The sequence below is a fragment of the Nocardia sp. CA-290969 genome (assembly GCF_050936135.1).
Taxonomy (GTDB): domain Bacteria; phylum Actinomycetota; class Actinomycetes; order Mycobacteriales; family Mycobacteriaceae; genus Nocardia.
Genome location: NZ_JBNJNJ010000001.1, coordinates 3,651,616 through 3,672,067 on the forward strand (window position 1 = coordinate 3,651,616; position 20,452 = coordinate 3,672,067).

Below are 20,452 nucleotides of genomic sequence, written 5' to 3' on the forward strand. Positions count from 1 at the left end.
CACGAGAATTGCATCGCCGCGGTGGGAATGCCCACTGGTCGCACTCTCATGAACTTCGACCGCTACGAGCAACGTCTCACGCCGGCCAAGGATGTCCGGTCGCGTGTGGTATCAAGAGGTAGCGGTGCGCTGGCACTCCTGGTATCCATCCGAGCCAACTCCCAGAATGGCACGTCGGTCAGATGCCGTGAGCAAGCCTGTCGACTACGATCACACTAAGCCTCACAAAGAATTACACCCAACTGGGACGCCCCTCACCCGAATTGTGCGCGGCGCACTTTCCGCCACCCGAGTTCTGTTTCCACGGGCCGTTTCTCAGCTGTCGAAAGTTCAATATTCTGTAACCAGTACGTGGAGTGACGCCATGTGCGACCAGCTAGGTGGTTGCCGACGAATACGGGCCGGTGAGGTGACTCCCGGCCGGGAGGAGATTTTTCCTGTGCCCGCACAACGGGAACCCGATGAAATCGCCGTCATCGGCACCGAACTCGAAGAACCGATAAAGCTTATCCGCAACGCACTCAACGTATTCACGGAAGCGGTCGAGCACGTTACGAATATAGAAGCGTCCCTGACAGATTCCGAACTGGGCCCCGACGAAGTCGTAGAAGCGTGGAACACTTTCCGCAGCACGCTGGCCGAGGAACTGGATATCGGGATGAATGCACTGCAGTTCATCGCAGCGCAGATTCCCATGGCACTCGTCAAATACGAGGAAGCGGATCAAGAGGCGGGGGCGCAGGTCGACGCCACGCAAGACAAATGATGCCGGGTACGCCTGGTCACGAACTATGCAGACGTGCAACCTTCGAGGTCCAGATGCAGACCTGCCGGCCGTGATGGCGGCGGGCTTCGCATCGGCCAGCGGGAGTTGCGCTTCGAGAGCGCCGAGATGAGGTTCCGGCGAGGCGGGCGCGGTCGGTGACCTGATTCCCTTCTCAGGAGCATCTAATTCCGCCTGAACGCGCCACCAAACTGGGGGGAACCCGCCCGGTGCGCTATCCCGATGACATCGACAACGATCTCCGGGAACGATTCGACCGTGACTATCCCGACTGGGCCCGCGGCAAGGGGTCATGGCCGCTCGAGTTCACATTGAAGCCGCACGGTCCGCATCGGAACTCAGCGAGTTGGTCCCGCGCTGCGGTCCACGCACTGCTCGACGACGGTGCGAGTCTCCGCGCCATCGGGGTTCGGCTCGGTCTTGCCCGGGGAACCGTTCGCCGTTTTGCGCGTGCCTCCAGCGCGGAGGAATTACTGGTCAACAACGGCACCCGTCGCCGTGCTGGTCTGCTCGACGAGTTCAAACCCTACCTGCACCGGCGATGGAACGAAGGCTGCACCAACGCCACCAGCTCTTCGGCGAGATCTCCGAACTCGGTTATCGTGGAAGCAAGAAGATCGTGCTCAACTACCTGCACCCCTTCCGCAGCACCGGCCGTATTCCCCGCCCGGCACGCAAACCGCCGTCGGTTCGTCGTGTGGTGAGCTGGATGATGAGCGATCCCGCCCGTCTCGATGCTGGCGATCGGCAGCGGCTCGATGCCATCCTGGCCACGAGCAGTGAACTCACCGCGCTGTCCGGTCATGTCCGGGCGTTCGCGGAGATGATGGCCGGCCGTCGGGGCCGTGAGCTGGAACGCTGGATGGCCGCCGTCGACGCCGACGATCTGCCCGCCCTGCACTCGTTCGTGCGCGGATTGCGTCGCGACCTCGACGCGGTCACCGCTGGTCTGACGTTGCCCTGGAGCAGTGGCCCGGTCGAGGGCCACGTCAACCTAAAAGTTACCTGGAATCTGGCCCGGGCGGTGATCATGTCGTCCGGGTGACCACGGACTTGGGAGATGGGCTTGGGCGTCGCGGTGGCGTTGACAGAGAAGTGGCCGGTGTTGGGCCGGCACGAGCAAGCGGCGGTGTGGCTGGGCATCTGGGTTGATCTCGGCGGGCGCCGCGCACGATCGACGCTTATGGGCGCGGGCTGGCAGAGCATCTGCTGCTGTGCGAGCGCGAACAGGTCGATCCGGTGACCGCGACCCGTGCCGATGTCGCAGTGTTTGTGCGGGAGTGGACTTCTCGTCCACACCGCCACGGCGGGAACGTAGTGTCGCTCGATTCCGGTTCGGGTTTGGCGAACGCGACGATCCAGCAGCGGCTGGTGCCGGTCCGGTTGTTCTACGACTATCTGATGGAAGAGGGCCTGCGGCAGTCGAATCCGGTAGGCCGGGGCCAGTACACGCCTGGCCGGCGGGCCGGCGGCATGGTGCGGGGCCTGGTGCCTCGGCTGACGAAGCTGCCGTGGATTCCCGACGAGCAGCAGTGGATGCAGGTCCTGGACGTGGCGCGGCGTGAGCCCATCCGCAACCGGCTGATGTTGGCGCTGGCCTACGACGCGGCGTTGCGGCGGGAGGAGCTGTGTTCGTTGCGCACCGACGACCTCGATCCTGCTCATCGGACGTTGCGGGTGCGGGCGGAGACGACGAAGAACCGGCTCGAGTGTGTGGCCGTATTCGGCGTCCACCGGGGTGTTGCTGTCGCAGTATCTGGTCCATCGGTCCGCGATCAGCCGGGCCCGCGGACCGTTGTTTCTATCCGAGTCACGCCGTAATCGTGGTGAGCCGCTGAGTTTGTGGACGTGGTCGAAGGTGGTTCGGCGCATCGCAATCACCGCCGGGGTCTCGCAGTTCTCGACGCATACGACCCGCCATCTGTGTTTGACGGACTTGGCGCGGATGGGGTGGGAAGTGCATGCGATTGCCGCCTTCGCCGGACACCGGCAAACCGACTCCACGCTCAGGTATATCCACCTGTCCGGCCGGGATCTGGCCGACAAGCTCGCCCGCGGCATGGACCACATCCATGCCTGGCGGATCGAGGCCCTGACCGGCACCGACCTGGTGGCGGCGCGGTGAGCGCCGTCCCTGCCACGGTTTCGGCCGGTGACGATCTGCGCTGGCGGTCACCGGTCGATCCCGGCCGCTACGACGTGACACCTGTGCTGCGGGTGGCGGAGAAGGATGCGATCACCGAGCTCGGTGTCGACAACCTGCGACGCTTGGCCCGCCACGACCCCGACGCTCGAGGGTGGACGAAGATCCGTCGACTGCTGCTGGCATTGGACGACGCCACTGCTGCAGTCCAGGCACCGCGGACGCCGCACCGGCGGCGAGCGATGCTGGACGCGACCGCGGTGGTGTTGTTGCACTGCGCGCAGACCGGCACGTCGTTCTGGTCATGGACAGACGAGCAGTAGGCTGCGCTGATCGGCGCAGACCTGCACGAGTTCCGGGCCACGACCCCGGGTTGGGCCGACGATGCGGTGCATCCATATCTGGCCACGCACGCGTTTCTGCTCGGCGGGTTCACCGCGTTCTATCGGCTTGGCAGCTTCAGCCGTGTGACGCTGGCCGAGAACATCTTCGGCCGTGACCTGGTCGAGGGTGAGATCGGCCGGATCCGGTTGGTGCTGGCCGGGTGGGGCTATCAGCTGGGCCGCGGCGATGATCGACTGCTGCCCGGGGTCGCTTGCCAGGTGCTGCTGCTCAACCGCAGCCCGCACCTCGACGAGCTGAACACCGAACTGTTCGAGTGGATCCGTCGTGAACGGCTGCTACCTGCGGCTCGCGGCAACACACTGCACGCGATGCAGCGGGCGGTCGCCGCACTGGGCTACTGCGATCCGCCGCAGCAACTCACCGGGCGGCGCTCACCCCGGGCTACTGGCGGCGCACCCAAATGGGCCGAATGGGTCGATCGCTGGCATGACACCTCGACACTGACTCCCCGGGTCCGCGGCGGATTCCGCTCCACCCTGCTGCGGGTCGGGCGCTGGCTGGAGGCCGAACATCCCAAGGCTGCCGATCCGGCCGACTGGACGCGACAGACCTGCGCGGCCTGGATCGCGGCGCTGGACCGGATGAAGGTCGGTGATTACGTCCAACGCACCACCGGACTCAGCGACCGCCTCGGCAAACCGTTGGAAGCCTCTACGAAGGCGGGACAAATCGCTGCGGTCCGCCGATTCTTCCGGGACTGTCAGGAATGGGAGTGGCTGCCACGGCGCTTCGACCCGAACCGGGCGTTGTCCACTCCACGCAGCATCGCCGCCCTACTCGGCCCCGATCCCCGCATCATCGCCGACGATGTCTGGGCGAAACTGATCTGGGCCGGGTTGAACCTGGCTCCTGATGACCTGCCCCAGTCCCAGGCCGGGAACTTCTATCCGATCGAGCTGGTTCGGGCGGTCACCCTGACCTGGCTGTTCTCCGGGCAACGCAGTGACGAGATCGCGCGATTGTGCATCGGCTGCATCCGCTGGCAGCACAACGGGACGCCTATTCCCGGTGACTCCCAACAGATCCTGGCCCGTGACGCGGTCTGCATGCTCGACGTCCCGACCCACAAGACCGGCACCGCATTCACCAAACCGGTCGACCCGATCCTGGGCCAGGCCATCGACACCTGGCAGGCGAACCGGCCCGAGCAGCCGCCGTTCGTCGACCGCCGCACCGGACAACACGCCGATCTGCTGTTCGCAGTCCGCGCCCGCCGCATATCCTCGGCCTACATCAACAACACCGTGATCCCGATGCTCTGCCGCAAAGCCGGAGTCCCGGCCGCCGACGTCCGCGGCAATATCACCAGCCACCGGGCCCGATCGACCATCGCGAGCCAGCTCTACAACGCCAAAGACCCGATGACCCTGTTCGAGCTGCAGGCATGGCTCGGCCACCGCTCGCCGCAGTCGACCCAGTTCTACGCCAAAATCAGCCACAAGCACCTCGGCCGCACCGGGCTGCGCGTCAGTCGATTGGCGCTGGGCGATGAACTTCGGCTTGGTCACCGACGAATATCAGTGACCAAAATTGAGTTCGACTACCGAGACGATATCCATCGCTTGCTCACCAGAATCATGGCCGCGAAACGAGCCGTAGTGGTCCCACTCAGCTCAGTTTCCTGCTGGGCGGTTCGCGCCGACAATCTGCTATGCCCTGATACACGCGTTTCCATTCACGCTGGTCGTGACGGCCGGGGGCCGATGGTTGGACATGTCGATCTGGGGGGCTGAGTCGGTCGGGATGCCGCGCTTGGAACGAGGGATACCGGTCTGGCTCGGTCCGGTAGACGGGTGTGGTGCAGGAGTTGGTGCATGGCCAGCGAGCGCACGATCATTGCCCTGAGCTATTCGTAGTCGTCGTCGGTGTGACCGTCGAGATATGCGATCGCGGCAGCGAATCGCACGCATTCGGCCCCGTGGCCGCCGTGCTGTCGACGGACGAAGTCTGCCTCCTCGTAGCAGGTGAAGGTGGGTTCGGTTTCGCGGCAGTCGTCGTGCCAGAACCGCCATCGGTCACAGTCGATGCTTCCGGTGCGAGCGGCGGGTGTGTTCACTGCGCCACGAACGTGTGCTCGTCCCAGCCGGCCCGGTGGCTCCATGCCTGCAGGTAGTCCGGGGCGAACATCGGGGCGGCGGGAAGTTCGGGGATATCGAATGCTGCGGCCATCACGGTCTGGTTCGCGGCCACGATCACCCGGTTGCGCCGTAGTTCGTCGTGGGTTTTCTCGGCGTGGTCCGGGGGCTGCTGCCTGTGGGCGTTGTACCAGCCGCTGTGCCGGTCGAGGTAGGTGAGTGCCACCACGGCCGCACACGCTCGGGCCACGGTAGCGGCTCCCGGGTCGCAGGCCTGCTCCGCAGCGATCAGCGCGGCCGTCACCACGAGCCTGACACCGGTGGTGCGGGCAAGGTCGACCCTCGTCGAGTCGATCCCCAGCGCGGTGCCTTCTGGTTCGTATTCGTCGCCGTCCTGGTCGCGACCGGCTGCGGTGTAGAGGTCGCTTGCGAGGGTCGTCTCGCGGGTGATGATCATGTCGAGCCACCACGGCCACACGTTCGGGCTGCCAGGCAGTTCGACTGTCGACAGTGTGTGATGGGTGCGTCCGGCGGCTTTCTCCAGGACTTGGGTGTCGCCTTCGGCGGTTTTGGAGCCGGTGGCGTTGGCGTTCCAGTCGGGGTAGTAGTTGCAGCGCAGCTGACCCTGGGCTCCCGCGCGTGCGCTACACGTGCGCAGGGCTTTCTCGGCGATGGTGGTCAGGACAGGTTTGACGACCATCATCCACAGCGGCAACCGGTCCCGCTGGGCGGGTTGCGTGGAAAGGTCGCGGACCAGCCGACCCAGCACACTGCCCGCGTAGACGTGCGCGGCGGAGGTGACGAGGTCACGTTGCAAAACGTCACTGTGACCGTGCGGGCGCTGCCGGGAGTAGTTGATCAGGCCGGCGACGCCGGCGCGGGCAGCGGCGATATTGGCGGTGGCCAGATCTAGGCGACCCCCGATCAGCGGGCTGATCGAGCGCTGGCAGCGCTGCCGCACATCGGGTTCGTCGCAGCGGAACTCGCCGTCGTCGGTGATCGTGGCCCACTGTCCCGCCAACAAGCCCTGGCGGGGAACGAACAACCGATCGGCGCGGACCCAGGCATGGTCCATGGCGGCACCGAGTTTGCTGGACATCTCCCCGACCTCGACACCCTCGGCCATCCCGCCCTCGAGAGTTCGCAGGCGGGACAGGAACAGGAAGATCCCTTGGTCGCGGCCGTCGACGATCAGGCGTGCGCTGAACACCACCGTTTTGGCGACGGTGGGGTCGGCGAGGTTCGGGGGACCTTTCACCGCCCCCGGGGTGGGGGTGGACAGCCAAAACCCGTCCGCATCACGGTCCCACACCGCTTCCATCTGTTGGTCGGCGCCGTTGGTGCCCCCGAGCTCGGTCAGCGCGAAGACGCCGACCGCCGTCCCGGTGTCCAACTCGGCCAAACACTTCTGTTGATATGGGGCGCCGGTGCCGTGGGCCAGTATCGCACCGATCGCGAGATCGAAATGCCCGGTCCACACGGTCAGCAAGTGGGGTGCGGCGACCGCGGCCCAGTCGCCCAGCGCGCCCCGCAGGTGGGTGTCGGCGGCGATCTCGCGCGCCGGGATCCCGACCTCAGCGATCACCTGACGCAGCAGGGTCGGGCCGAGGTCGGCTTCCATCGCGTAGGTCAGATGATCCTGAGGTACATCGCCGAGGCGGAGGATGATGTCGCGGGCTGTGTGGTGAGTGGTCAGGTGCAGGCCGTAGATCGAATCGCGGAGCGCGGCCACGGTGGGTTCGTCACCGTGATATCCGATCGGGGTGATCTGGTCGAGAGTTGTTGTCATCGTGGGCAACTCATTTCCGTGATACGGGACGAGCGGTGACGGTCAGCGGTGGTGTGGGTGGGAAGGTGACGGGCACGGCTGCGGGTGCTCGGTGGAACGGTCCGGGCCGCCAGGGAACCTGAGAGGCGGGGACGGCGAGTTCGGTTTCGGGGAGGGCGTCGAAGAACTGGGCGATCGCCTCCACCGCAAGCTGTTCCGACATCTGGCGAGCGATCGGTGGGCAGGCATGGGGGCCGCTACCGAAGGCCAGATGAGAGTTGTTGTCGGTCCAGCCTCGGGTGCCGACGATCGCCGGGTCGGTGGTGCACGCGGCCATACTGACCAGCACCGGCTGGTCCGCGGGTAGCCACACTCCGTCGATCAGGACGGGTTGTCGTGGGTAGGAGTTGCAGAGGTTGGCCATGGGCGGGTCGTTGGCGAGGGTTTCCTTCACCGCGTCGCGGACCGGTGGCGTGTACTGGGTGGGGTCGGGCCGGTAGCGGGGGTCGGTCAGCATCCGCCGCATCGTGTTCGCGATCAGGTTCCGTACGGGTTCGATACAGGCGGAGTAGATCGTGACCAGCTGCGACATCCGCTCCTCATCACTGAGGCCGTCGCATTCGTGGACCAGCCGTGAGGCGATATCGCGGCCTGGGTGGCGGCGTTTGGACTCGATCAGCTCGAACAACCCCGCGGCCACCTGTGCGTTGACCTCGTCGGTGTTGACGCCTTCGAACATCGCCGCGAACGCCGGCCGCAGCCGGACACCGATGCGTGGTGGGCAGCCCACGGTTTCGTTGAGCACGGTGATCACGACCGGGGTGATGTAGTCCTCGATCAACTCCGCCTTTCCGGCGCCGCAGAACCGGTTGATCAGCTCGGCGGCGACCCGGATGGTGTGCTCGCGTACCGCGTGCAGGTCGACCACCGCCAGCGCGTGGTTGAGCACCTCGCGGTAGCGGGCATGTTCCTTACCGGCGGTCCGCAACGGGTTGGGCCGCCATTCCAGCATGGGCCGCAGCGGGTGATCTGTCGGCAGGCTCTTCTGCCAGACCCTGGGGTCGGCGGGGAACCGTTCGGGATCGTTCAAGATCCGGATCGCGGTGTGATACGCGACGACCAGCGTCGCGGGCACCCCCGGCGCCAGTTCCACCGGAGCGAGCGTTCGCCGACCCGCACGCATCCGCTCATACTCGGCATACGGGTCGGCAGCGAAGTCGGGGGTGTAGAGCTTGATCCTCGGGCCGAGGCTTTCGATCGAACGGCTACCGGCCCGAGACTGCTGGGTGACCATGATCTTCTGGTGTCCTCACAAAATGCGCAACAAGGCGAAAAAGCGACAGAGCGGGTGGGCGGTGAGTACGAGGGGAGGGTCAGTGCGGCAGCGGCCGGGCCGGTGCGAACCGCACCGGCAGCGCGGTCACCGACCGGTGGAACGGGCCCGCCCGCCACACCAACTCGGCGGCCGGCCGCATATCCGGCACCGCGTCCAGCAGCTGGTCGACCGCGGCCGCGGCGATCAACCGGGCCAGATCGGAGGCCGGACAGGCGTGTGGCCCGGCCCCGAACGCAAGATGCGAGCGGTTGCCTCGCCGATCCCCGCGGGCGATGGCGGGGTCGCGGTGGCACGCGGCCAGGCCGATGACGACCGGTTGGTGCGCGGGCAGCCACACGTTGCCGATCAACTGCGGCACCTGCAGATACCGCACACACCACTGCGCCAGCGGTGGATTGTCGAACAGCACCGCATCCAGCACATCCCGCGTGGACTGGCTGCCATCCAACGCGGCGTCCATGCGGTCGTCGGCCACGAGCGACGCCACCGTGTTCAAGATCAGCCCGACAGTGGGCTCCACCGCCATGTCATAGATCAGCAACAGCTGCGCAACCACCTCGTCCACCGACAACCCCGCGTCGTGGGCCAGGAGCCACGACGCGAGATCGGTGCCCGGGACAGCACGTTTATCCGCTACCACCCGATGCAGCACCGACTCCAGCAGTCGCCGACCCGACGCTGCCGCCGCGGCATCCGCGGTGTCGGTCAATCCGAGGATCGCCTGCGCCACCTCACCCGGCCATTGCTGCGGCAGCCCGACCAGCCGGTTGACCGCGGCCAACACCAGCGGGGCCGCGAACTGGGCACGCAGCTCCGCCTCACCGCGATGCCAGAACTGCTCGATCAGCATGACCGCGTCCCGCTCCACCCCCGCCTTCTCCGCATGCAGGTCCACCCGGCCCAGCACCGCGACATGCGCACCCCGGTACCGAGCATGCTCGACACCGGACGTCCGGGCCGGAGAAGGGCCCGATCCCAGCACAGGCCGCACCGGGCACTCAGCCGGTACTCTTTTCAGCCACTCGCCCGGGCTGGGTGGGAACCGTTCCGGGCCCCGCAGAATATGCAGCGCCTCTGCATGACCCATCACCAGCGTCGCCGCGACACTCGGGGCCAGTTCGACCGGCGCCAGCGGCCCGAACTCCGCCCGCCACTCCCGATAGAACCGGACCGGATCGGCAGCGAACCCAGCCGTATACAACGGCACCACCCGGCTATCCCGATCGACCGGCGACCCATGCACCGCCGGTTGGCCGGCTCGAGCGCCGACAGACCTCGTCACCACACTTCTCCCCTGCTTCTTCGATTCCGCATTCAGTCCGCCGCCCCACGTCGGGCACGGGCCAGCCGGAGCAGCGGCGGGCGCTTACACCCCAACCCGCCGCGCATCGTCCGTTCCTCCGGCGACCGCTCACACTCAGGCTTGGGCGGTCCGAGCGGCCACCAATCGTCGAGCTCGACCAACCCGGGTGGCTCCACCTCCAGACCGGTGAGGAATTCGAGGATCTCCTCGCGGGTGCGATACCAGCCCGACCCCACCCCGTCGGTGAACGCGGCCTCCAAATCCCGCGCTACCCGATGGATTTCCGGGTGCTCCTCCCCCTGGTCATAGAAATGCGAGACAGCCACATACGAACCCACCGGCAGCCGGTCGATCAGCTCACCCATCACCCCGGCCGGGTCCAGGTCATCGCCGATATGCTGCAACACCCCGCAGGCTAGGACGCCGATCGGGCGATCCAGCTCGAAATACTGGGTCACGGCCGGGTTTCCCAGCAGTGTGCCCGCGTCCAGGAAGTCTGCCAGCACATAATGGGTGCGTTCGTTACGCTCGAGCAGCGCCCGCCCATGCGCCGCGCACACCGGATCGTTATCGACGTAAACGACTGTCGTCCTGGGGTTTCCCAGCTGCGCGATCTCATGGGTGTTGCCCACCCTCGGCAGGCCGGCGCCGATATCGAGGAACTGCTCGAGACCGACCTGCTCCGCCAGGTACCGGACCACCCGATGCTGCCAGCGGCGATTCGCCAACGACACCTCCCGCTGGCCGGGCGCGACCTGGAGCACCGTCCCCAAAGCCTCGCGGTCCACGGCGTAGTTGTCCTTACCGCCCAGGCTGTAGTCGTAGACCCGGGGGATGCTGGCTCGCGCGATATCTGTACCGACTGGGGAGGGAGCGACTATCTCCGGAGTGGGCGTGGCACTCATCGACCGCCTCGAGCCGAAAGCGGGAGCTTTCCCGGAACTGGGTCGAGTTCCCCAAGAGTCCGGTCGTCGAGGGCCGACGCGGGGGGCACACCGTCCGGAGTTTTCACTGACAGTCGATATTGGGATGTGGGGTAGGACACCGAGGTGAATGGGTAACGACAGTTGTGGTCCAACGAGTTGAGCCACACCTCGGACTGGGTGGATGGTCCGCATCAGATAGTCCCTCTCGCACTCGGATGGTGGCGGAAGATCAACCTGGCCACTCGCCCACGCATCGATTGATGTCCGCCGTTACACCAGCATGACCTGCACTAAAGTCCGAAAAAAGGACATACAAGAGGACTTCATAAGGCCTCAGGACGGGGCACACGTGTCCACAGATGCCCAATAGCGGACTATGATCGCCCGTATGGTGAACTCAGGAAACGCCGCCCTCCGAGCAGCCCGGCAAGCTCTCGGGTATCGATCCCAAGCGGCGCTGGCAGATGCACTCACCACTGTTGCCCGCGAGATCGGATTGAGAATCGAAGTGGCAAGCCGCACAGTACGGCGCTGGGAATCGTCGGAGCCACCGTGGCCGAACCCGGAATATGCTGCCGCGCTGGAAGCGCTGTTCAAACGTCCTGTGACCGAGCTCGGATTCGTTCCACCCTGGTCCGACGACGCGGCAACAACGCCCGACGCACGGGCGAACGGTGCCACCGGCTCGACGAGGAAATACCGTCGAGCCGGCTCGGCTACTGCTCTGCCGGCGACCGTCGCCCACGAGTACAGAGCGATCACGGTCGCGCATCGGCACTTGTACTGGTCGTTGCCCGCGAGCCAGCTACAACGCTCCGTATCCACCCACGCACGCCTGGGGGAAGAGCTGCTCGCTCATATCGAGGGTGCAGCAAAAACCGTAATGGCTCAATCGGTTTCGGAGTCCAGCTTGCTGTCCGGCCGATTGGAGTTCTTCGACCTTCAGCAACCCAAAGACGCGCAATCGAGCTTCGTGCTCGCTCTGCAAACTGCGCACGAGGCCGGTGATGCCTTGCTCGGCGCGGCGGTACTCGCGCATATGGCGTTCATTCCGGCATTCTCCGGCGACATGGGCAGAGCAGACGAAGCACGCGAACGCATTCGCGCAGCACGAGCATTTGCCCGCAGAGGCCAGGCAAACCATGAAATCACCGCATGGTTGGATGCCGTGGAAGCGGAAGCCGAAACCCGATTCGGAAACCCACGCCAAGCAGTCAGCATTCTCGAACGTGCCGAAAAGAACTACGCACTCCACGACCCCGCGCAAGCACCGTCGCCCGCCTGGATGGACTGGTTCTCACCGACACGCCTTGCAGGGTTCAAGGCAAACACCCTGATCACCACGGGTGACGGCCGACAAGCACTGGCAACGCTCGAACAGGTACTCGACGAGTTGCCCCCGGAATCCGAGAAGCAGCGGTCGGTCTATCTCGCCGATGCAGCCGCGGCATGCGTGCTGGAGAAAGCGCCCGAGCAAGCATGCACCTACCTGGGCGCAGCGCTGGATATCCTCGCAGAACACTGGTACGCGACCACCCTCGACCGCATCAAAGCGGTCCGGCAGAAACTCCGCAAATGGGACTCGCTACCCGAAGTACGCGCCTTGGACGAGCGCCTGTACGACTGGCACACCACCGTCAACTCGATCGTCCGCTAACGACCGTGAATCATGATCACCTGCGACCCGTCAAGAACCGGCAACGATGCCGGGGAGTTCGGTGAGGTCATGGATGATCCAGTCCGACAGTTCAGCAACATCTTTCCTGTCGCGGTGGATCCATCCCCAAGGGCCGCGCTGAATGTATGCGGTACGCATACCCACCTTCTTCGCCGGGGTGATGTCGTTGTCGATCCGGTCACCGACATAAACGATCTCATCCGGCACGCACGCCGCGACCTCGACCACCTTGTCGAAGAAGGCCGTATCCGGCTTCTGCACACCCCAGTCATCGGACGTCGCGATGAAGTCGGCGGGAAGATCGAGCCCACGCAGCAGCCCGCCCGCGCGTTTGGTCTGATTACCGACGACACCGACCCACACACCCATATCCCGCAACGCGGATAGGGCGGGGTGGACGTCGGGATACAGGTCATCCTCGCCGAACCACTCCGGCTTGCCCGCATCGACGCGTGCCTGCCGCTCACGGTCGAGGTCGAACCCAGGCTTGAAGATCTGGAATGTCTCGCGGTAGTCGAGGCCACTGGCGATCACAGCACCGAACGCGGCAGCGAAAGTGTGACGTGGCACACCCAACCAATCTGCCCAGGTACCGTACTCACGGGTTTCGTCGACGAGGGTTTCGCCGACATCGAAAACAACCGCCCGTAGCATCCTTTGTCTTCCTCCCGATCCACCGCCTGCACCATGCACAAGGCCCGCCTAAGCATGTCAGCCTAGTTCGCTATATCCAGAGCTCCGAGTTGGACCTCACCGATCCGACGACCCGCCTGGGACGGTGCCCGGCGAGCCAGGTCCATGACTCACGCATTGGTTGGTCGGCAATCCGCCGCCGCCATTTTCCTCGACTTGGTCGCCGATTTTCCCGGCGGTCTCGTCTTCTCGTCGGCGAAGAGAGGGCACTGGCCATCGCTGGATATCGTGGTAGATCCGGTCTGATAGGGAATCGAGTGTCCAGGCGGCGTCGATGCGGATTTCATCGACGAATCGCAGCGGCTGCCACCCGTGATACCAGTCGGCCATCTGTTCCGGCAGGATCGTCGCCGATTGAGGACGGCCCGCATGGCGTGTCAGTGTTTCAGCGAAGGAGAGGTCGAAGCTGTAGAAAAGGGCCGAGTCCACCGTGCCGGCGAGCCGCTCGAGCATCGCTCCATATCTATTGGCGTCGAGGATGCCTTCCACGATCACCACCATCCCTCGGGCCAGGCACAATCCGGCGATCTGCTCGATCAGATCGATGTTGAACGCAGCGGGCTCGTCCGGCTCGCGGACGATGTTTCGACGCACCACGTCCTGTGACACCACCGCACATGTTCCGTGGGCGAAGCGACGCTGGACCGTCACGGCAGTGGTCGATTTTCCGGAGGCAGAGTTGCCGCGGATCACCAACAGTGTGCCGGTCACGCGAGGGCGGGGCGCAGCGCGCTATCGAGTTTGTGCAGGAACCGTCCCAGATGTGGGTCCGAGTCCGGAATTCCGTAGGGGTCGAGATCCCACCACTGGCCCCCGTCGAACTCATCGGGATCCAGCTCGTACTGTTCGTCGCGGTGACCGCGTGCGACGAACCACAATGAGGTGTCGATATGCCCGCCGGTCGGACCGATGGTTGTTGTGACGGTCAGAAACAGCGGGCGGTCCCCGACAATATCGAAACTCGGGTCCAGCCCGAGTTCTTCGTGGGCTTCCCGGCGCGCTGCCGCCAGCTGGTGCTCGAAGGGTTCGAGATGTCCGCCCATCGGCAGGTGCAGACCTGACTTGCGGTGTCGCCCTTGATAGATTCCACGTTCGACAGGGTCGACCAGAACCACACAGGCCACCAGATGCGGTGATGGTGTCGCCGGCGGGAAGCGGCGATACACATCGTCGGTCCGCTCGAGCCAGGCCAGGGTCTGCTCGATATGTCGCCGCTCCAGGTCATCGATGGGAGTAATCGTGCCGATGAGGTCAGCGGCAGTGGCGGACTCCATACGATCGAGGATATCCATGCGCGCCGCCATGCTGCGCGGCTCCGTAATTCATCGTCGAAGCGCGGCATATAAGGGCGGGAACTCCCCGGTGGCAATCCGTTTCCACAGGCGAAGATCGTTGTTTTCGAGTTCGGTTTGCTCGGTGAGCGGTTCGGCGCAGCGACCTGGTGCTGGGCGAGTGCGGTAATTGCTCGGCAAGGGCGTATCGCGGCGGACGTGTGCGTTACCCGGCGCTGAGTAGACGCGGCTCATAGCTGTCGAACTCTGGTGAAAGATGCGTTATAGGTCGTATGCGGTGTCTGGGGCACAAGGTCCCTGGTGGTCGGGCATCGGTTCGGCGTCGGCGACCCAGCTGCCCGTCGGGTAGGGGCCTCCAAAAGCTGATTGGTCAGTCGCCGGCGCGTTGAAAGAGTCGTCCGCACTGCACGGATGCATGGCGTCGAGGGCTGCGTCGATTGTGTGGCCCACGTGCTGCCCCGGGTGTGGAGGCAGGCTTTCCTCGTAGTACAGGAGGCTTCGGAGTTGAGGTACCAGGGTCGAGGGGGTCGGGATCGGTGCGTTATCGGTGGTGAGTCCTGCGGCGGCGAGGACGTCGGCTTGGTGTTTGTGGCTGCTGGTGTCTTCGCGGGCAAGGCTGCGCCAGCGTTGGGCCAGGGTCTCGGGGCCGGTGGTGGCGAGGGTGGAGGCGGCGGCGGTTTTCCAGTCGGGAATGTGACCCCACACTTGCTCGATTTTGTCGGTGTCGGTGGTGAGTAGTGCGGTGACGGCGGCGGTGCGGGCCCACAGGGTGCGGAGGTTGCGGTCGAAGGAGGTGGCGGTGCCGGCTTCTCGGGCGGCGCCGATGTGGGCGTAGCCGACCGCGGTGGCGATGTGTTGTCGTAGCCGGTGGACGTCGGTGGTGAGGACGGCCAGCAGGTGGTCGCGGTCGACGGGTTCGGGGATGCGCAGGTACAGCTCCGGGCGCCATCGGATGCCTTTGCCGGCGCGTTCGCGGACGTGGTCGAGCCACGTTTGGGGGACACCGCCGGCGAGGGCGGCGTTTTGGAGTTGGCGGCGTAGGACGGCGTTGCGGTGCATCTTCTGGTACACCTGCGGTGCGGGTGGTTCACCGGATCGTTCGCGTTCGGTTTCTCGTATCCGCATTTCTCGCGCGGTGACGGTTTGGTTCTGTAACCAGCGCAGGACTTTCGCCTGTGCTGGGGTGGGCTGGATCGGGGGCATCGTAGGGGCTCCGGTCTATGGCCGCATTGCGCGGAAGTCGGGGCCGAAGCCGAGCCGGTCGAGGGTGGTGTCGGTGGCGAACCAGGCCGGCGGGATCGGTGCGGCGGACAAGGTGCCGGGGTCGAGGTGGCGGGTGGGTGTGCAGCGGTGCAGGGGCCCGTTGACGGCGTCGTGGATGTATTTCATGTGGGGGTCGATGTGGCGGATGAACAGGGTGCTCATGGCGGTTTTGTCCGGGGAGGTGAGGGCGGCTTCGAACGCGGCGTGTAGGGCGGCGAAGCGGACCACGACCGCTTGGTGGCGCCACCATTGCCGGCACCACGTGTAGTGGCCTTCTCGGTGGTCGGCGGCGATCCGCACGGCGGTGACCGGCAGCAGCCACTCCTCGACGAAGTCACTGTGGTGGGAGTAGCGAGGTGCCTTCTTCTGCTGCTGCTCTCCGCCTTCGTCGCCGGTCGTGGAGGTGGGAGTGGATCGGTGGAACCAGTGGTCGGGGACGGGGTCGAAGGGCAGGGTTGGGGTGTCGAGGTGGCGGGTGCGGGTGCAGCGGTGCAGGGGTCCGTTGGCGGCGTCGAGGATGTAGTTCATGTGCGGGTCGATGTGGGCGGTCAGCAGGGTGCTGACGCCGGTGCCGGCGCCGGAGCGGCGGGTGGCTTCGAACGCGGCGTGCAGGTGGGCGATGCGGACCGCGACGGGGCGATGTGCCCACCACTGCCGACACCACGTGTAGGTGTTCTCGCGGTTGGCTTCGGCCAGCCGCACACTGATGGTGGGAAACAGCCACCGGTGGGCGAAGTCGGTGAAATGCTGGAACACCGGCGGCACGGGCCGTTTCCCGGTGCCCGAGCTCGATGCGCTCACCGAGGCTCACCCCCGGGTTCGGGTAGCGCCGGGGCCTCATCAGCTTTCTCGAACGAGGCCAGAGAGGTGCGGATGTCGGGGGCGTAGTCGGTGTCATGCCACCAGATCTTGCGGACCAAGACCGGTCCGTGGCCGGGAAGCCGGACCAGGGCGCGGTCTTTCGGGAGGGCGGCGAGCAGGGAGATGTCGAGGATGGGTTCGGAGCGCCAGGACAGGCTGCGTTGGGTGCCTTGGTGTCCGTGGCTGCGGGAGCGGTCGGCGACGTCGTGCGGGCCGGTCATCTGTGACCAGTGCTGCAGATAGTCCACCGCGGCAATACCGCCGCCGTAGACCTCGATGGACTGGGCGCGCATCGTCGCCAAACCGTTCGCGCCCCACAGGTCTTCACCCTGTTCGAGGACTTGGAGGATGGTGATGAGGATGATGCCGCAGCCGCCGGCGTAGGTGTAATAGCTCGGGAGTTCGCCGATGCGGGCGCAGTTGGCGGCCTCGTCGAGTACGGCCAGCAGCGGCACCGGCAGGCGGCCGTCGGGGCGGGCGCGGGCGGTGTCGAGGGCGGCTTCCAGGATTTGCCCGACCAGCGCGGAGGTGAGTGGGGTGGCGCTGTCGTGACCGGCCATCGATAGCGCATAGAGGGTGTCGGTGGAGGTGACGAACTGTCGCGGTGAGAATTCCGGCAGCTGGTGGGTGGGGGCGAGCTCGATGCGTTCGATCGCGGTCATTGTCTCCCCGGACTGTGGATCAGCTTCTTCGGTGGCTTTGATGTCGCAGCGGCGTGGTGGGGTGACCATCTGCGCGTACCCCATGTCCGAGAGCACGTTCAGGAACCTTCTGGCCATGTCGTAGAGGCCGTCGCGTTGCCTCGCGTAGAGGCCTTGGCATTCGGTGATCCGGTCGGCGGGGCGATGGTGACCGTGGTGGCGCAGGATGATGGCGGGGGTGTCGTCTTGGTCGTGGCCGAGCCATTCGGCGACATGCAGGAGATCTCCGCCGGCGATGGCGGCGGCGAACATATACAAGGCGAGTAGTTCTTGGGCGCCGCCGTCGAAATAGGAGTCGACGCGCGCGTTCGCGGCCTGGGCGGCGGTGCCCGTGGAGGCCGAGACGAAGAACCCGGCCAGTTTGCGGGCAGCGGGCAATCCCATCACCTCGGCCAGCAGGTTCACCCAGAACCCGCAGACGACTTGCCCGGTAACCGCCTGGAGGTCGCTGACCCAGATCCGGCCGCGCTGGCGCCGCCCGTAGACGGTGTGCCGGTACAGGTCCGGTTTGTTCGAGGTGGCCAGGCACGGACCCCACGCGGCCAGCACGGCGGGGATAGCCCAGGCCATGGTTTTGCCGGTGCGGGTGCCCGCGGCGATGGTGACGCCGAGTTCGGCAGGCACATGCAACTCGATGCCCCCGATCACGGTGCGCCCCAACGGGGGCCCGGGCAACGCTTGGGTGTGTGCGTCGGCGTCACGGAGCAGACGGAGATTCGCCGCGAGGTTGTCTTGGACTCGGGCGATGCGAATATCGCTGGGGCGTTGCATGGTGCGCGCCGCGGCGTCGATTTCGCTGCCGCCGGCCCATATCCGGCGGGCGACGACGGCGGCCGTGACACCGACGGTGGTGAACACCGCGCCGGCGATGGTGGCCTGCCACGGCCAGCTTCGTTGCCCGAACACGATTTCGGCCAGGGCGGTGGCGGGGTTGGCGGTGACCGGACGCCCCGCCGCCGCGTTGCCGATACTCAGCGCCGCCCAGGCGGCCAGCCCCGCAAGCACGAGGGCCAAGGCCAGGGCGAGCAGGGTGGTTTCTTCGCCCATGCCGCGGGTGGTGCGGCGGCGGGTTTCTCTTGTCGAGAACACGGATGCCCTCCGGGTTCGATAGCCGGTGTCAGGGGTGGAGGTCGACCTCGCGGCCCAACGCTGCGGGTGGCCGGGGTTCGCTTAGGTCGGTGTCGTCCCAGAACTCGCTGCCGGGCTCGAGGTCGGGGAACGCCGCATCGACGGCGTCGCTGATCGCCGCCCCTCCCCCGTCCGTTCTGTCGGCGGCGACCCCGAATTCGGTCGCTATTGTGAGGGCGGGCTCGACCGCCCTCTCGGAGGACGGGACGGCGGTGCTGGCGCGGGCGTTGTCGCGTTCCTGGATCAGGTAGGCGAGGCGGCCCATCCCGGGGCTGCCCGGCCGGTCGCTCCAGTAGGCGCCGTCCAAGCCGGCGTGGTAGGCCCCGTCGATGTCGGCGTCTGCGGCGCCGGTGCCTGCGGCCGCGGTCCGCGCCGAGCGTATGGCGGCGATCAGCGATTCCAGGCGACCGATGTGGTCCTGGTCGGCATCGAGGGTGCCTTCCCAGCGTCCGGCCAGGCGGGTGTGTTCGGCGGTCAGGTCCTGCAGTTGCCGCAGCGCGGCGATCTGCCGCTCGACGGTTTCGATATCGCCGCCGTAGTCGTAGGTGATAGGCGCGGTGCGCCGCTCGGCGGGCAGCAGTGCGGCACGGGCTTCCGCGCCGGTGTCGAGATCCCCGCGCGCTCCCTCCTCGCCGAGCAACGCGTCGGTGCGGGCGATGACCGCTTCGACCTCGACCATGCTCGCCAGATGCTTCGCCCGTCCGCCCAGGGCCCGGTCGAACGCCGTTGCCCGCTCGGAGGAATCGGCGACCGGCGCGGGTTCGCTCTGCCGGGTTGCTGCACGCTCTCGTCCCGGCGCCCGAGTGGGGTCGTGGGGATACCATCGGGCTTGGTCCTGTCCGGATCCGGTGATGCCGGCGTCGAGGCGTTCGGTGATCAGGCCGGTGTCGCGCAGTGTGCGCCAAATCGGGTCGTTCTCGTGCCGACCGGGTGGCAGGGCGGCGGTGAGCTGCTCGTACATTCGGCGGGTGACCTCTGGCCGGTGCTTCCAGCGGTCCGCGGTGGTTTGCAGTTGCTGCCACACCGCCCGCAGATGCGGTTTGGGGTGGGTTTTCCATGTCGCGGCCAGCCCTTCGGCGGTCGCGGTCCGCTCGGCCGCGATCTGCGGGGTGGCGCTGTCGGGAATGACATCGCGGGTGAGCCAGTAGTGGGCGAAGTCCGCGCGGAGCCGGGCTTGAACAGCGCCCAGTCCGGCGTAGTGGGCGGGGTTTGTCATCCCCGTCATGGAGGAGAACCTGCTCACGGTCCCACCTCCGGACCGGACCCGGAACCCGGGACCCGACCGGGTGCCGGCGTCCCGTCGTGGGTGACCCATGCACCAGTGCCGTCACCGACCGCCTCGATCGCCGCACCCATCTCCTGCCCGGACTCTGCGGGGGCCGGGTCGGTATCGATATGGGTTTCGGCGGCCTGTTCACGGAGAGCATTCATCCAGTCCGGCAGCGGTGCCGAGGTGCGTTCGATGCCGGTTTCCCACCGGTAGTCCTGGATCACCGACCATGCCTGGGTGAGGTGGCTGTGCTCACGGACGAGGAGTTGTTCGAGCTCGCTGATCCGTTGGGCGTCGCGAGTGGTGTGCGTTCCGAGTTCGGCGATCGTGTGCTGCTGAGCGTCGATCAGGTCGCGCGCCTGCCGCAGTTCCTCGGTCAGTTGTTCGATCCGCCCCAGATAAGGGTGGCCGGGACCGTGGACCCACGGGGTGCCTGTGGTGCCGGCAGCCTCGGACGCGTCGATGTCAGCGGGCGGGACACCTTCGCGGTCAGCTGCCAGGCGTGCCCCGTTCAGCGCGTTGTACGTCAGGTCCAGGCGGGCTTGTTCGACCTCGGTCAATGCCAGATACGGCAGGCCTCGGCTCAGGCGGGCGCGCAGGGCGGACAGGTTCTGGACCTCACGCAGGCACGCGGCGTGGATGCTGTCTTGACGCGCTTGCAGCCGGTAGTCGTGGTCGATGGGACCGCGGCGCAGCGCATACGGGATCGCGGCCACCTGATACAGCTCGCGCAGCTGCTGTTCGCGGTCCGGTCCGGCCGGTTGCTGGTTGTCGAAAGGAGTGTCGGACATCGTTTCTCGTTCCTCGTGGTCATGAGGTGCGCTCC

Annotated in this window: 18 protein-coding genes and 1 pseudogene; 6 read left to right on the forward strand and 13 right to left on the reverse strand. The window is 66.2% G+C overall.

The annotated features are described in order from the left end of the window. The first annotated feature begins 439 nt into the window (after nucleotides 1-439). The 5 genes and pseudogenes from ACQEVO_RS16380 (at nucleotide 440) to ACQEVO_RS16400 (ending at nucleotide 5,065) form a co-directional block, all read left to right on the forward strand. Nucleotides 440-766 (forward strand): hypothetical protein, encoded by a 327-nt coding sequence (locus ACQEVO_RS16380; RefSeq protein ID WP_432913878.1) that lies wholly within the window; start codon nucleotides 440-442, stop codon nucleotides 764-766. Nucleotides 767-1,325: 559 nt separating this feature from the next. Then, complete coding sequence (locus tag ACQEVO_RS16385; RefSeq protein ID WP_432913881.1) at nucleotides 1,326-1,829, forward strand: transposase; 504 nt, start codon at nucleotides 1,326-1,328, stop codon at nucleotides 1,827-1,829. 539 nt (nucleotides 1,830-2,368) lie between these two features. Next, nucleotides 2,369-2,909: pseudogene (locus ACQEVO_RS16390) on the forward strand (tyrosine-type recombinase/integrase). After that, nucleotides 2,906-3,250 carry a hypothetical protein gene (locus ACQEVO_RS16395; protein WP_432913884.1) on the forward strand — a complete coding sequence of 115 codons (345 nt, stop codon included), beginning with the start codon at nucleotides 2,906-2,908 and terminating at the stop codon, nucleotides 3,248-3,250. Before ACQEVO_RS16390 ends, ACQEVO_RS16395 begins: the two are co-directional and overlap by 4 nt. 144 nt (nucleotides 3,251-3,394) lie before the next feature. Continuing rightward, nucleotides 3,395-5,065: a tyrosine-type recombinase/integrase gene (locus ACQEVO_RS16400; RefSeq protein ID WP_432913887.1), complete on the forward strand. Its 1,671-nt coding sequence runs from the start codon at nucleotides 3,395-3,397 to the stop codon at nucleotides 5,063-5,065. Between the two features lie 113 nt (nucleotides 5,066-5,178). Here ACQEVO_RS16400 and ACQEVO_RS16405 read toward each other — a convergent pair whose 3' ends face one another. From ACQEVO_RS16405 to ACQEVO_RS16425, 5 genes are all read right to left on the reverse strand, one after another. Continuing rightward, entirely contained in the window at nucleotides 5,179-5,388 is a 210-nt protein-coding gene (locus tag ACQEVO_RS16405; protein ID WP_432913890.1) for a hypothetical protein, read from the reverse strand. Next, complete coding sequence (locus ACQEVO_RS16410; protein WP_432913891.1) at nucleotides 5,385-7,196, reverse strand: hypothetical protein; 1,812 nt, start codon at nucleotides 7,194-7,196, stop codon at nucleotides 5,385-5,387. Before ACQEVO_RS16410 ends, ACQEVO_RS16405 begins: the two co-directional genes overlap by 4 nt. Before the next feature lie 10 nt (nucleotides 7,197-7,206). Continuing rightward, nucleotides 7,207-8,469 carry a cytochrome P450 gene (locus ACQEVO_RS16415; RefSeq protein ID WP_432913894.1) on the reverse strand — a complete coding sequence of 421 codons (1,263 nt, stop codon included), beginning with the start codon at nucleotides 8,467-8,469 and terminating at the stop codon, nucleotides 7,207-7,209. Between the two features lie 79 nt (nucleotides 8,470-8,548). Next, nucleotides 8,549-9,721, reverse strand: coding sequence for a cytochrome P450 (locus tag ACQEVO_RS16420; protein WP_432913896.1), 1,173 nt, complete (start codon nucleotides 9,719-9,721; stop codon nucleotides 8,549-8,551). A gap of 104 nt (nucleotides 9,722-9,825) precedes the next feature. Next, the gene (locus tag ACQEVO_RS16425) at nucleotides 9,826-10,719 is read right to left on the reverse strand and encodes an SAM-dependent methyltransferase (protein ID WP_432913899.1); all 894 of its coding nucleotides are present in this window, start codon (nucleotides 10,717-10,719) and stop codon (nucleotides 9,826-9,828) included. 409 nt (nucleotides 10,720-11,128) lie between these two features. On the opposite strand from ACQEVO_RS16425, the gene ACQEVO_RS16430 reads away from it, so the two are divergent. Next, nucleotides 11,129-12,397 carry a hypothetical protein gene (locus ACQEVO_RS16430; protein WP_432913901.1) on the forward strand — a complete coding sequence of 423 codons (1,269 nt, stop codon included), beginning with the start codon at nucleotides 11,129-11,131 and terminating at the stop codon, nucleotides 12,395-12,397. Between the two features lie 30 nt (nucleotides 12,398-12,427). Here the strand turns inward: ACQEVO_RS16430 and ACQEVO_RS16435 are convergent, their stop codons facing one another. The 8 genes from ACQEVO_RS16435 to ACQEVO_RS16470 form a co-directional block, all read right to left on the reverse strand. Then, the gene (locus ACQEVO_RS16435; protein WP_432913904.1) at nucleotides 12,428-13,072 is read right to left on the reverse strand and encodes an HAD family hydrolase; all 645 of its coding nucleotides are present in this window, start codon (nucleotides 13,070-13,072) and stop codon (nucleotides 12,428-12,430) included. Between the two features lie 96 nt (nucleotides 13,073-13,168). Beyond that, nucleotides 13,169-13,822 carry a hypothetical protein gene (locus ACQEVO_RS16440; RefSeq protein WP_432913907.1) on the reverse strand — a complete coding sequence of 218 codons (654 nt, stop codon included), beginning with the start codon at nucleotides 13,820-13,822 and terminating at the stop codon, nucleotides 13,169-13,171. Continuing rightward, complete coding sequence (locus ACQEVO_RS16445) at nucleotides 13,819-14,385, reverse strand: NUDIX domain-containing protein (RefSeq protein WP_432913910.1); 567 nt, start codon at nucleotides 14,383-14,385, stop codon at nucleotides 13,819-13,821. The genes ACQEVO_RS16440 and ACQEVO_RS16445 overlap by 4 nt, the downstream gene beginning before the upstream one ends. Before the next feature lie 279 nt (nucleotides 14,386-14,664). Beyond that, nucleotides 14,665-15,606: a hypothetical protein gene (locus ACQEVO_RS16450; RefSeq protein ID WP_432913913.1), complete on the reverse strand. Its 942-nt coding sequence runs from the start codon at nucleotides 15,604-15,606 to the stop codon at nucleotides 14,665-14,667. Between the two features lie 15 nt (nucleotides 15,607-15,621). Beyond that, the gene (locus ACQEVO_RS16455; protein ID WP_432913915.1) at nucleotides 15,622-16,467 is read right to left on the reverse strand and encodes a DUF4913 domain-containing protein; all 846 of its coding nucleotides are present in this window, start codon (nucleotides 16,465-16,467) and stop codon (nucleotides 15,622-15,624) included. Next, nucleotides 16,464-18,317: a type IV secretory system conjugative DNA transfer family protein gene (locus tag ACQEVO_RS16460; RefSeq protein WP_432913918.1), complete on the reverse strand. Its 1,854-nt coding sequence runs from the start codon at nucleotides 18,315-18,317 to the stop codon at nucleotides 16,464-16,466. The genes ACQEVO_RS16455 and ACQEVO_RS16460 overlap by 4 nt, the downstream gene beginning before the upstream one ends. 28 nt (nucleotides 18,318-18,345) lie before the next feature. Further along, the gene (locus ACQEVO_RS16465; RefSeq protein WP_432913921.1) at nucleotides 18,346-19,599 is read right to left on the reverse strand and encodes a hypothetical protein; all 1,254 of its coding nucleotides are present in this window, start codon (nucleotides 19,597-19,599) and stop codon (nucleotides 18,346-18,348) included. Next, nucleotides 19,596-20,417, reverse strand: a complete 822-nt coding sequence (locus ACQEVO_RS16470; RefSeq protein WP_432913924.1) for a hypothetical protein — start codon at nucleotides 20,415-20,417, stop codon at nucleotides 19,596-19,598. The genes ACQEVO_RS16465 and ACQEVO_RS16470 overlap by 4 nt, the downstream gene beginning before the upstream one ends. Nucleotides 20,418-20,452: the final 35 nt, after the last annotated feature.